General features: G+C 53.2%; 8 protein-coding genes. All 8 read right to left on the bottom strand.

Annotated features, from left to right (window positions below):
* Positions 1–42: 42 nt before the first annotated feature.
* On the bottom strand, positions 43–1,137 hold the full coding sequence (gene ddlA / locus PSSD_RS01300; protein ID WP_058968887.1) for a D-alanine--D-alanine ligase: 1,095 nt from the start codon (positions 1,135–1,137) through the stop codon (positions 43–45).
* Positions 1,138–1,230: 93 nt separating this feature from the next.
* Complete coding sequence (locus tag PSSD_RS01295; protein WP_082672276.1) at positions 1,231–2,817, bottom strand: SUMF1/EgtB/PvdO family nonheme iron enzyme; 1,587 nt, start codon at positions 2,815–2,817, stop codon at positions 1,231–1,233.
* Between the two features lie 34 nt (positions 2,818–2,851).
* A complete protein-coding gene (locus PSSD_RS01290; protein WP_058968884.1) occupies positions 2,852–4,066 on the bottom strand; it encodes an ABC transporter permease in 1,215 nt (404 codons plus the stop codon).
* Positions 4,056–4,784 carry an ABC transporter ATP-binding protein gene (locus PSSD_RS01285; RefSeq protein WP_058968881.1) on the bottom strand — a complete coding sequence of 243 codons (729 nt, stop codon included), beginning with the start codon at positions 4,782–4,784 and terminating at the stop codon, positions 4,056–4,058. The genes PSSD_RS01290 and PSSD_RS01285 overlap by 11 nt, the downstream gene beginning before the upstream one ends.
* The gene (locus tag PSSD_RS01280) at positions 4,784–6,745 is read right to left on the bottom strand and encodes a vWA domain-containing protein (protein ID WP_058968879.1); all 1,962 of its coding nucleotides are present in this window, start codon (positions 6,743–6,745) and stop codon (positions 4,784–4,786) included. Before PSSD_RS01280 ends, PSSD_RS01285 begins: the two co-directional genes overlap by 1 nt.
* A complete protein-coding gene (locus tag PSSD_RS01275) occupies positions 6,742–7,728 on the bottom strand; it encodes a hypothetical protein (protein ID WP_058968875.1) in 987 nt (328 codons plus the stop codon). The genes PSSD_RS01280 and PSSD_RS01275 overlap by 4 nt, the downstream gene beginning before the upstream one ends.
* Positions 7,722–10,415, bottom strand: coding sequence for a putative virulence factor (locus PSSD_RS01270; protein ID WP_058968872.1), 2,694 nt, complete (start codon positions 10,413–10,415; stop codon positions 7,722–7,724). The genes PSSD_RS01275 and PSSD_RS01270 overlap by 7 nt, the downstream gene beginning before the upstream one ends.
* Positions 10,415–13,483 (bottom strand): virulence factor SrfB, encoded by a 3,069-nt coding sequence (locus PSSD_RS01265; protein WP_058968869.1) that lies wholly within the window; start codon positions 13,481–13,483, stop codon positions 10,415–10,417. Before PSSD_RS01265 ends, PSSD_RS01270 begins: the two co-directional genes overlap by 1 nt.
* Positions 13,484–13,498 lie beyond the last annotated feature (15 nt).

Raw genomic sequence — 13,498 nt, 5'->3', positions numbered from 1 at the left:
TGTACCTTCATGCGCACCAGTAAACGGCTCTGATCTTACTGATTAAACGCTGCTTTTTAACTGGCTGCTTTGCTGATGACGCTGCTGCGCCAACTCAATCAAGCGCGTAATCAAATCGCTGTAACTCAATCCTGCCGCCTGCCATAACTTCGGATACATGCTGATATTGGTGAAGCCCGGCAAAGTATTCACCTCGTTCACCACAATCTCGCCACGCTCCGTCAGGAACACATCCACGCGCGCCATGCCGAAGCACTCCAGCGCCTGGAAAGCGCGGATCGCCACCTCACGAATCGCTGTGCTTTCTTGCTCGGTGATGGCGGCAGGCACCACGATTTGCGCACCGTCGGCACTGATATATTTGGTGTCGTAGGAATAAAAGGCATCATGCACCACCACTTCACCGCACGGGCTGGCTTCCGGTTCATCATTACCCAGCACCGCACACTCAATCTCGCGACCTTTAATACCTTGTTCGATCAGCACTTTGCGATCGAAGGTAAAGGCCAGGTCAAGGGCTGCCGCCAAATCTTCAACGCGATCCACTTTACTCACGCCGACGGACGATCCCTGATTGGCGGGCTTGATAAACAGCGGTAATCCAAACTGCTCGACCACGGCTTGCGCATCCAGACGAGCACGCTGCGCCTGAGTGACGCTGATCCAGGGTGCCACTTTCAATCCCGCATCACGCAGCAAGCGCTTAGTGAAGTCTTTATCCATGCTCACCGCCGATCCCAGCACATCCGAACCGACAAATGGCAGGTTCGCCATACGCAACAAGCCCTGCAGCGATCCATCTTCACCCAGGGTGCCGTGAACGATCGGGAAGATCACATCCAGCTGTGACAGCGGTTGCGCCTGCTGGCGGCTAATCAGCTGCTGCGAAGCACTGCCCGGCACCAGCGCCACGTTTTCGCCTGAGCGGTTCAAGGTAATTAACGCTGGGTTATCGGCATTCAGCAGAAAGCCTGATGCCTCATTCAGATGCCACTCGCCCTGTTTATCAATCCCCAGCAACATCACCTCATATTTGCTCTTATCAATCGCTTCGAGGATGTTTTTTGCTGATTGTAACGACACTTCATGCTCAGCAGACTTGCCGCCAAACACGATTCCTACACGTTGTTTTGCCATTGCTGTTGATCCGGTTGCGGTAGAGCGAGTGGGTAAGATAGCACGGTGATAAAAGGCATCAACAGTGCGGGTAGGGCCACTCCCGGTCTTCAGCTACTTTTCCTGAGCGATAGCCTGTGGAGCGGCGTTGATCTTTTTGCAGCTGTCCAGCCAGCCTGCGGTATCAATCTTGCCGTTCTCCAGATACTTCTGCTGGTTCTGCCAGTGGGCTGCGAGGAAAGGCTTCAGCCCTGAAAGACGTTTGTTCAACGTGAGCATTTGATCAAACACCGTGACTTCGTGTTGCAACCCCTCTTTCCCATACAGGGTGGCCGCATCGACAAGGCTGCTGGCGTAATACCCTGTCAGCTGTTGCAGCCTGTCCGATTGCTCGCCCAGTTTAGTTTTACGGATGGCGCAACTGGTATCGCTGGCGTCTTTGTTCTTACACAGCAGTTCGTAGTTATGGTTCAGGAAATCAAGGAAACGGCCATCATCCTGCAGCTTGGTGCAGAGGAAAGAGCCTAAATTCAGGCTGGCGCGGATAGACTGGTCGCGCTCTTCCTGTTGTTTCTGATTACTGGCACGCAGCTGATTTTCCAGGTCTTTCAGCTTCTGCTTCAGGGCGGCATCGTCGACATTCGACGCAAGACTGCCCAGTGCTTTAGCCGTGTCTTTTGCCGCCTCGCCTTTTGTAGTGTCAGCCTGATTTTCAGCCCCAAGGTTTTCCCAGCTTTTTTCCAGCAGTTTCACTTTGTCCGGTGAGGTAATGGTCGGTGCCACCAGAACCAAGCGCATGCCGGTCGTTTTACTGATGGAAGGCGTGGCCTGATCGTAGTAATTCACTTCTTTGCGGGTCGCGCTGCGAATTTCTGTCGGGCCAGAGAGGAAATTGCCACCCCGCACTACGAAGCCTCCGGCTTGTCCATGCAGGCGATTAAGCTTATTGAGATAAAATGGATTGAACATCATCTCTGACACGTTGCCCAGCATGTCATACAAACCCAAAGGATTAGGCTGCAATAGCCCAATGAGTTGTACGCGGCCATTTGAAGACTGCGCGCCGGAATACCACTCATAGTTCTTCATATCGTCCATCGGGTAATGCTGATCGCGGAATTCGGCGCTATTAACTTTCAGGCCACCGCGCGCGGCGAATTCCCATTCGACTTCTGTCGGCAAGCGCAAGAATCCTGCATCACCATCTTCTTGTGGCAACTTATCCATGGCATGGGTGCGTAGCCACTGGTTGTATTTATCGGCGGCGCTGACGGCATCAAACCAACTGATCCCCGTGATGGGTAAACTGAGCTTGCGCGAAGGCGTCGGGCAAGTGCCTTCTGTTAATGCCTGATACTGCAAAGTCGTCAGTTCATATTTCGCCATCAGGTAATAGCGCCCCTTGGCTTTTTTATCCGTGAAGCTGCCGGCGATGAATGCGGGGTAAGTGTGTTCTATCACGCCCCAATCCCCACTGTCCTGGCCCAGCGTAATCGGCAGATCATCCAGTGGACCTGCCATTGGGATCTCGACTCGACGGAACACCATTGAGCCTTCGCAGGGCATTGGCAAGACGATATCTTCGCTATCCGGTTTGGGATTCCAGCTATTTTCCGTCCACGGCTCTGCCAGAGCAGAAGAGACGTTGGCAAGTAGGCCAAAAACTAACCAGTACGGCAGTGAAGCAGGCGTTAAGGTCACGAAAAGTCTCCGCTAATCATCAATGAGTAAAAAATCACACTTCACGCAGGCTTTGCGCAGGTTCAATGTTAATGGCCCGGTAAGCCCCAATGCTGGCAACAATCAGTGCGACCACCACGGTCATGACCATGGCCATCAGGCTGTGGGTCAGGGTTATTTTGCACAACATTTGGTCGGTCGCCTGGCTCCCGGCTAGTGCTCGGTTAATTATCTGGCTGGCGATAAGATAGATGCCGTAGCCGCCCACATAAGCCAACAGGCTCAGTAAGCAACCCTGCATAATGACGTACCCGCCTACCGCCGGGCCGGTAAAGCCCAGCAGCCGCAGTACGGCAATGTGTTTGCGCTTGCGATCGACGTTAGCGATAAACGATCCAACCAGAGAGGCAATGCAGCCAATCAGCGCAGTGCCGGCAATAATGTTAAAAATCAGCCCCAACACCCGGTTGATACTTTTCACATTCTCGATATCGGCAAGTCGGCTGGAGGTTTCGATGCGTTGCACACGCAGGTCGCGTTCCAGGCTAGCCACATGATCAATGCTTTTGGCATATAATCTGGTGCGTGCATAACGGGGTGGTTGAGGGCTTAATGGCTGCCCGGTACTCACCCCGAGCGCCGGGATGGCGTAACCGTCTCTGAAGTGCTCCAGCATCAACAGCAAGGAAGAGGACGTAAACATCGCTGACCGGTTGAAATAGGTGGCAGGTAATATGCCAACGACCAACAGGCTTTTTCGTCCCCACTCCTGACGTCCATCCAGCTGGCGACTGACGCGTAGCGTCACGGTATCACCCGCTTTCACCGCCAATTTACGCGCGGCTTCTTGCGTTAATACCACCTCATTTTCCTGCTGAACCTTGAGCTTGCCCAACAGCGGATCACCCACATCGGTGGGGATCACCTCGGCATTTTCGATGAAATGGGTACTGTCCACCTGCAGGTCAGCAAGGGTGTTGAGTGAACGTGTCTGACCAATAGCAAAACCCACGTCGGGACGCTGGCGCAGCTTGGCTATCCACTCGGGATCATAATTGCCGCTGCTTAACATCCTGATTTCCAGGTTACGAGGATCGTTGGCGAGCTCATCTTGTAACTGGCTGACGATGCCAAAACGCAGGCCGAATAGCAGCAGAAGTGGGGCAATCACCGCAACCAAGGATGAAGCAATACAAAAAGAGATCATGCGGTCGTGCCAGAGATCTTGCAGTGCCAGACGCCCTAACAGCAGGGTACGGTTACAGGACAAAGTGAGTTCCCCTTTGGGGTAGTACCCCTGACCGATCTGAGGCTCCTGAGCCAGGGCGTGCAACGAGGCAGGATAAATTGAAACGTTGCACCAGTGGCCAATCGTGGCACACAACCAGCGCCATCATATTTTCCTGAGCAACCAGATCAATAAACAGGCTAAACAGTTGCTGCGCATTGTGTGGGTCGAGAGCCGCGGTGGGTTCATCGGCCAGCACCAATGCGGGGCGATGTAGAATGGCGCGGGCAAATGCGGTTCGCTGTCTTTCACCAAAGGACAATTGCGCCGGGTACTTGCTCAACAGAGGGGCCAGTTTCAGCGCATCAATCACTCTGCTCAGCATGGCCTTATCCGGCGTCATACCAAGCAGTTGGCACGGCAGTGTGATGTTGTCCTGCACGCTCAGAAAAGGGAGCAGGCCGCCATTTTGCAGCACAAATCCGAGATGGCGTGCGCGGATCTCGGCCAGTTCCGCTTGCTGATTGTGAGTAAGCAGCGAGGCAATATCGAGCGATGTCTTACCCTGAAGTGTGAAACGGCCAATGCTCGCAGGGCTGAGTAGTAAGCCAATAGCCTCAAGCAGGGTGCTTTTGCCACAACCACTTTCTCCGGTTACCGCCATCACCTGGCCTGGCCGCAGGCTTAGCTGCGGCAGGTAAACAGGGTGAGCGTGATCCCCCTCGCCACGGATAACGCACAAGTCGTCGATATGTAGCATCAGGGCATCATTTCCAGCGGTACTGGATAGACACGGTCGCGCGGGTCACTCCCTTTGGCGAGTTCTACCCAGCGATCAACATCGGCATTGTATTTCTGGTAATAGCGTAGTTTCGTCGACAGCGTACGAATGAATTTCTCTTGCGACAAACCATCCCAGCTTTTCCATGTCTCTTCATCGAGGTTAAGCACGTCGCTTTTATAGGGGAGGTCAGCAAGATACTCCCCTAAAACGCCGAGATCGTTGATTTTGGCGTTGTCCTGCTGTTTCAACTGGTTAGGATCCGCCCCCATGGTGGCCGCTACGGTGCGCAAGCGTTCAAACATCTTGTTGGGTGAGATCATGCCTTCGTTGGCCGCTTGCAGGATCTGGCTTACAACATCGCTTAAATCGCTCAATTGCCCTTTGGTCAACAGCACACGCACGTCGGTCGTGGGGATATTTTGTTTGATCAGATCGCGATCGCTGATCCAGGCCTTAAACACCAGGGGGGCCTGAGTGTCATTCTTTTTACCCAGCCAGGCCAATTGCATGGCGTGTCCAATCAGCGCCGTGTCTTCCAGCAATTTATTTTCTGGCGTTGGCTTCTTGCCATCATCTTTAGAATAGAGTGCACTGCCGATAGCCGGATCGCCCATGTAGGCAGCTTTCACCTGTTCTGTTATCGCGCCTGCAAGTGTATCGACCTGTTGCCCAAAGGTTTTTAAGTCACCGGCATCAACGGACTGGTAAAGGTTGGACTGAGTACTGTCGAAATTGGAGAGATCCCGGTACTGGCCTTCTGCCTTCGCATGGTCCTCTTTACCCGACGGCGTTTTGAGATGCAGGGTATAAATCGCAATCCCTTTATTCCCCGCCTCCAGACGCAGCTGTTTGGCATCAAGCCCCGTGGCAGAAAGTTTGTTGCTACCATCGATGGCACCGGCGTCGGTAATTAAGACGATGTAACGCGCACCAAATGGGCTCCAGTCGATGTTATCTATCGCTGACATGACACCGGAGTATGCATCTTCATCGTATAACGAGCTGGATACTTTGGCCTCTTTGAGTCCGGCAACTTTCTTTAGGAAATCCTCTCCATCCTTCACCTGGTTAGGATCGGCGAAGATTTTTGATGTGAACTCCAGACCCGGCACCGCTTTGGTGTTGGAGCGGAAGGAAACCAGACCAAATTTCACCTGGTCTTGCAGATGTTCCTGCTTAATCTTGTCATAGATTTTGTTAACCGCTTCTTTGGTGCGATCGATATACGGGCCCATTGAGAGGGTCGAGTCGATAACAAAAACCACCGATGCATTAAAACCTTTCAACTGCTTAACATCATCGGCTTGTTGCTCTTTGGGATCCGCCTTACTCACTGACGCGACGTTTAGCAAGCGAGTATAAAAGCCACTCTCCGTCATCACCTCTTCACCGCTGAGGATGGGCAACAAGTAGAACTGCTTTTGCAGATCGACAAAGTATTCCGGCTCCTGCGCCAGCACACCCTCAGCCTGGCCATCGCGTTTCAGATGGGCGCGCAGCGGCGCAACGATCGAGACGGGATCGGGCGCGTTGAGGATATCCTCCAGGTTTTTTTTGTCTTTGAAGAACACTAAACGGTCACGGTTCGCCGGGTTGGTAAACGCCAGTGTCAGCTGCATTTTCCAGTCAACGGTGCAGGACTGCGGCAGCCAGCCAATGGTTTTGCCATAGCTGTCTGGCCCCACTTTGACCCAACTCTGACCGTTGACTTCTGCTTTTTGATAAACATAAAAGCTACTAAACGCGGGTTGAAATTCGCCCTTCTCATCACCTGCAGCGCTACCCAGTTTGCAACCGGGTGTCGTCAGTACGCGTTGGAATAAGGTTTTTTTCCCTTCTTGAAGAAGAGGTTTGTCTCCCTCTGCGGCAAAGCTATGGCTGGTGAGTAACAGGCCGCAAATTGGCAATAAGAGCCGAAGAAGATGCTTTGTTATCATTTTCTCAACTCCGCAAGACGTTGCTTCGCTCTCTGGTTTTCGGGATCGGCTTGCAGCACGGTGTCGTACCAGTAAGCGGCGGTATCGGCGTCTGGTGTTTTAAAACATTCGCTGGATTGGTGATCCTGCGGATCATATTCACCGGCATAAGCGAGGGCGATTTTGGCATCCCCCGCCTGGGCACTGTGCGCATACAGGCGCTGAGCCACACCGCATTTCTTAGCGTCTTTGGCCGCCTGAATGATGGTCAGCAACTTGTCACTGTCGAGTTTCTGTTGCACGCAGTTTTGCACAAAATCGAGCTCACTTTGGCTCTTCAGGTTTGCAGGAGAACACTCACTGGCATTCGCTGGGGCATTCGCCGTAGCTGCCTGTGGCTCTGGCTGTTTCTCGGTGGCTGGCGCGGTGTCGTTGCCGCGGCCCATAAACCACCAGAGCGCACCGGCGGCGATCAACAGCAACAAAAGGATGGCAACGATGATCGGTACCAATGAGGTCTTGCGTTTGGGGCGTGCTATTTTCGGCGCGGGTTCGGGTTCGGGTTCGGGTTTGGGTTCAGTGACCACAGGAGGTTCTGTGGAGGGGCCCTCGGTGTTCAGCACACTTCTTCCGCCGTAATGGGCCGTCTGGCCGCGGGCATCAGAGGATAATAGCGTATCGCGCGCCAGTTGCAGGGTAGTGCTACGGGATTCACCGGATGCTAACTGCCCCTGAATTTGCACCTGACTAGGGCTAGCCAGCAGAGGGTCAAGTAAGTCCGGGCCAATACGGAACGCGCTACCCTTATCTAATGGATAACCGCCCGTGACGGTAAACACATGCGGCGCAGGGCTCCAGGTGCCGCTGGGCTGCAGATAGTTCTGCTCGTTGTTGCACAACGTAAAGTTGAGAGTTGGCAGTAGGTCGTCCTGGCCACGCAGGCGAACCATCAGTTGCGCATAACCCGGTTCCGCCGGATCGCAGGGGAAAATTTTAGCTAGCATGGCAGATTCTCTTGTTTCATTTGACCGATGATCTGGCCAAGTTGCTGGTTTTGTTCAATGGAGATATCGCGCGTGGCACTGTGGCCCGCATTATCCAAAGTGATACTCATCAGTGCTGATAGCCAGTCCCCCATATAGGCAACGCCTGGCTGAGGGGCGACTGCTGGCAATTGCGGCAGTTCATCGCTGGCAAGAGAAACCTGGCGGGCAAACACCTTTTTCTTCTCGCCGACATAGCTATTAGGGATTTGCGATTCAGGGAGTGTGAGGTAGCCAAACCAGGCAATAAAGTCACGTATCGCCAGCTGGGCACGCTGTGTCTGGCGTGCCAGTAGCTGCTGGCGCAGCGTGCCCGCCTGCTCCTGACCAGCCAGTGCACGTTTGAGTGTGCCTTCCAGATCCAGACGCGTGGCAGCGGTCACCAACTCTTCACACAACTGATTGACTGTTTCAGGGTTGATCGCCAGCTGTTGCCAGTAGGCAGTTTGCTGCGACAACTCTCGCAGATGAGCTACCCAGGCTTTAAATGCCTGATGAGCGAATTCGTCGTCCCGACCAATGCGTTCCACTACGGGCGCAACAGCGGCGAGCGGCTCTTCCGTGGGGGTATCCCCAAAAGGATTACTGGCAAAAGGATTGCTGCCAAAGGGGTGGGTTGCAAAAGCATTCTGCGGGCGTGACTCAACCCCTGTTTGCGGCTCTTGCTCCTGATCGCGAATGCTCAGATAGATGTTGTGTAATTCATGAGAGGGCAGGTCTAAACGGCTAATCAGCGCCCCTAAATTCTGTGGGCTGGCGGACAGGCCCTGCCACAGATCTTTGGCAATAGCTTGCTTTTTACTGAGCTGGCCATCGCCATCATGCTGGTACCAGCGACCGAGACGTTTTTCCGCGGTTTCGATGCGGCACTGCTTTAACTGCTCACGCAGACGTTCCAGTTTGAAGTCGAGATGGGCAACGCCATGTAGCGCTTTGGTCAGCCGGGAGATCCCACCATCATTCAGCTTAAGCATCTCCTGCCATGCTTCGTTAGGAGCGGCAACGTGACGATGCACATTATTACGGGTGACGAAGGCACGACCCATGGTATCGATCACATCACGATAACGTTCAGTGATCGCCACCTCTTTAAGGGTTTCCTGTCCAGGCACAGTGTCGAGCGTCAGGAACGGCGTATCCATGCCGGGTTTGCGCACCAGAAAACAGTTATCAAACGGCTTGCCAGGCGACCACTCTTTTAACCAGTCATATTGAGCAAAACGCTCCAGTAGCGTCATGTGCATCATGCCTTCCCAGGCTTCATTTAACTGACTCTCTGTTTTCTTCAGATTGTCATTGATGCGCATATCACACATGGTAATTGCCCAGAACAGGCCGGCTTTGCTGTTGCCACGTTCTTCGGCGGTTTTGCCCTGCGTCTTCTCGACCCAACGCGTCAGTACCGGACCGACATCGGACACATCACTCTGTTTAAACGAGCTGGCGCACACCACCAGGGCGTTCATCTCCTGGTTGTCGGTATAGCGTTCAAAAAGATAGGCGACCTTACCGCGTAGCAGAAGTTGCGATACTGGATTTTGACCAGCCTGAGCCGCATCTTTTAAAGCGAGGAGTTTGAGACGGCCGCGATAGCCAGGGAAGTCGAGTAAATCGACCTGCTCCATCACACTGTTTGGGGTGACTTCCGCCAGTGGGAAGATGAGTTCAGAGGTCAGTGCCGCGAGCTCGGCTTGTGACAAATGCGCGCTGCCGGTTTGTTTATCCTCGTTCCAGAAGCGTATTTCAACGGGACGATCCTGGCTTGAACCGAGACGATTCAAACTATCAACATTCATAATGCTGCCGTTGCTATGATCAATAAGCGTGTCTAGCGGGGCAAACACCATTTTTGCGTGGTTGAGTTTTGTCAGCACATGGGCCAATGAACGATATGTCTCAGTCAGCTCTGGCTGCTCCCCCCATAGTAGAGAGAACAGATCTGCACGCTCGTGCGGGTTGAGCGCGGGTGCGATTTTCAGCACTTGCGGCCACCAGGCATGCTCAAGCTTTTCTACCGATTTTTTGAATGACGCATTGAGATAATCCCACAGCGCAACAACGTCCTCACGGCTGACACCATTTTTGGCATCAGACTGGACAGCACGCTGCAAGAAAGGGCGCAGGGATGCTTCAATGCGTTTTTCATCAAGCTGGTCATTGAGATGCTCATGGTTAAAGTCATTGAACCAGGTATTCGCGAGAATCTTGGCCAGATCTATTTCACTGAACAGGCGTAAAGGAATCGGGTAACCCTGCGGCGCTTCAGGTGCATGGCGGGTAAAGCGCGTCACCAGACCGGTGGCCTCTTTTCCGCCGCCAACCGGGTTAACTTCTTTAATAAAGTCCACCACCCGGGTGCCATATCGCGCTTCCAGCTCGCCATTGCTACCGGCCGCAAGCGCCGAGATAAGGTAGGACTTACCCGCTTGCGAGATGCCAAAGAAGCCCACGGTCATTGGCGTGGTAGAGACCTGTGAAAGGCTGTTTGCCAGATTACGGGTACGTAACAGACTGAGGTTAAGCTGGTCGGCTTCGTTATCCAGGCGGCGAGAACCGGTGCGCACTGCTTCCACCCAACTCAATGCATCCTGACTGCCCTGAGCGATAGCAGCCCAACCATATTGCAGTGCTTTTTGTTCGTTATTCATTATTTTTTCACGCTCCCGCTATCGAGCCAGTGACGGCTATCAATCAGTCCTGTGTCGGGCAGGGTATTCAGCTCCAGCTCAACATCATTCTTTCCAAAGGATTTATCGGTGTTGCTGCTCACCTCAGCGATGGTGAGACGATCGCTAATGAGCCCCAATTTGCGAGCAGCTTTACCTTTATCAATTGTCAGCCGGACCTTGAGATAGGGGGAACCACTGTCTGTGGAGGCCGCTTTCGAGAATTTTTCACGTCCTGACTCACTGAAACGCAGTGTGTATAAAGGTGAAGCAGACCAGCGCTCCGCGTCGAGTTGCCGATAACCCAAGCGCAGGTCGCCACGCATCACGATGCTTGCCGTTGTTGCTTCTCCTTCCTCGTTCATGAACTCCGGCAAGATGATTTGCCCATCTTCAGATTTGATATGACGATAGATAATGTCGGCATCGTGGATCAGGCTATCCATATCAATGGTGCCGATATGGCGAATGGTGGAGTAAGGTTTCAGCGCCGAAATATGGAAGTGGAAGTTTGGAATGCTATGGTTCGCACACAGCTGCGACAGCATTGCGCCAACCGATGCGGTGCTTTTAGGATCGTGGATATGGCCGTTTTTATGGAAGGGATACCAGGTGCCGGTCTGATAGCCGTGCAGGGCCAGAATGCGTCCCGGCGGTAGCGGCAGATTGCGGCGGATAATGGCCTGGATACCCGGTAATTGCGACGGACGCCCTGTTAGCAGCAGCAGATCACAGTGGTAGCAGGATAAAACTTCGCACAGTGCAGTAAGCACTTTATCGATGTTGAATTTACCTGAGCACACATCGTTGTGCATTTTCGCCAGCGTAATATTGAGAGTGATGTCAGCCAGCGTGAAGCCCTCTGGGCCTCCTGCCTTTTTCACTTCTCGCATGACAAAATTCTCAACTTCGCTACTGATACTGCCTTTAGGCAGTAGTTCACTGACACGCTGATTGATCACCAGATGGGTGTGTTCATCTTGTGGATCATACTGCTCATAGCAGGCCAGGATATGCAGTGCCAAAGGCACAAACAGCTGCAAACTGAGTTGCTGGCGCAATACTGCTTCTGCGGCACTGATATTTTGTGAACCGCACAAGTGAGACATCAGTGTTTCGACCGAGCGAACACCTGCTTCACGCAGCGACAGCTCAAAAGCCGGTAGGACGTAGCACTGAATCACATCAAGCAGAATGTCATCGCCAGCGATTTTGAAGCTGTCGCGAAAACGCTGGTGGGGGATGATATGCACGTTTGCGCCACCGCCGGACACACCATTACGATCCAGACGATAGTCAGTAATGACCAAGTCGGTTGTGCCGCCACCAATATCAATAGACGCAATCGTGAGCGTCTCGCGATCCTGGCGATCTGGACGTCCTAGCGTATTGAAAAATACTTCAGGGTGGCCGGCAAAGTTCTGATTGATCTCCGTGTAGAGATAAACCAGTTGAGCACAGGAGGCTTCATCCCACTCTACGCGGATTTTAGGCAGCGGGATCCTGATGCTGCTTTTGCTGTGCTCTGCCTGCTCATCTTCATAGGGATCATTCTCACCCGTGTGCCAGCGCAGAGATTTCCACACTAAACCGACGGCCTGGCGCATTCGAGTATCAAGGATGCAGCGTTCCGCCATCGGCATGCCTGGCGGAACCGTCAAAATGATATGACGAAGCTGGCGCGGGAGACCGGCATGGCCTTCACGAATGCGCTGCTCAGGGCTGTTGATCTGGCTGATGGCCTGGGTCAAGACCTCGGCTAACATGAAGGTCATCAGGGAACTGCGTGAGTAGCGAGGCGTGAAGACCGGGATGCGATCCATCTCATCTTCAATGGTGTGAAGCGCTTCGCCTTTCTCATCGATGAGATTCGCAAACGGGGCGGCAGTGGCAAGCGGGTTGCTCTCCTGCGCCGAGCTGTTATTGAAGCGCCAGCCCTGACCATAGAACTTTTCGTCCCACAGATACCGTTTTGGGCTGGATAAGCCAGTGGAACCTTCACTTCCACGACGGCGTGACGCTAAACGGCTGGCTTCGCCGCCAATACGGGCGATGGTTGGCCACTGAAACGCGTCGTGGCGGCCACTGCGTACTGAGTAAAGATCTTTGCCAAAAAACGCCTGCGCAAATTCGACCTTGCTTTCAAAGGGTTCGGTATAGATGTGTTCAGGCGAACTCAGATCCCGAAGTTTGAGCACATAGTTGTGCATCAACCCGGATCCTGACTGCCCGTGATCTTCAATTAAGATGCCGCAGGTACGGGAATTACCGACATCAAGAATCAGATCGACAGGGATCGGTTTAATGGCATTCACTTCCCGATTGGCGATGACCTTAAACTGCGGTAGTGCGATGACCGGTTCCGTTTCGGTCTGCAAACCTTCCAGCGGAACCGCCATCAAGGAGAGCAGATTGAGATAATGCGCCAGCGGATAGTGCTGGGCGATCTCATCCTCACGCTCGTCGATATCTTTGCCCTTGCTGGCCTCTTTAAAGATATCGACCAGCCAGTCTTTGACCCAATCCTGAGTTAAATACCAGTTGAGTGCGTAAGTGGCCGTGGCCACCGCAAAGGTCGCGCCCGCATTGACATCCTCATGATTCGGGCTGAGATCAGCTGCTGACTGTTGTTTGGCCATGATGCGGGTATCAATGGCTACCGTCATACGGTGACTATGGCCATCCATATCAGGTTCAGGCAGCTTAACGATGCGGAACCGGGCCCAGTTGAGCGGCCCTTCCTGATAGATATTGGGCAAACTAAAGCGGAACAGGGGAAGCGGCAACCATACGCTGTCCAGCATTTTCAGGCTCTGCTCAACGGGAATATCGTATTGGCTTTTGGCTTTCTCAATATTGTCAGGCGTCGGCTGATAGAAGTAGTAATCGCGCGGCTCGTTATAGATCAAACGGGTAAGAACGCCATTGGCGAGTTTGACAAACTCTCCAGCGGGCAGACGTTTGAGGTTTAACCCGAAATCCATAAACTGAATTCCGGAGTCTCCGACCAGGGTGATCTGGCGATCAAAAGAAACAATCTCAGGCAACATAATTTATTCGTCCCT

Origin of the sequence: Type-D symbiont of Plautia stali (genome assembly GCF_001485335.1) — a bacterium.
GTDB classification, from domain to species: domain Bacteria; phylum Pseudomonadota; class Gammaproteobacteria; order Enterobacterales; family Enterobacteriaceae; genus Pantoea; species Pantoea vagans_C.
The sequence above is the reverse complement of the archived record's forward strand: the minus strand, read 5'-3'. Positions and strand labels throughout refer to the sequence as shown.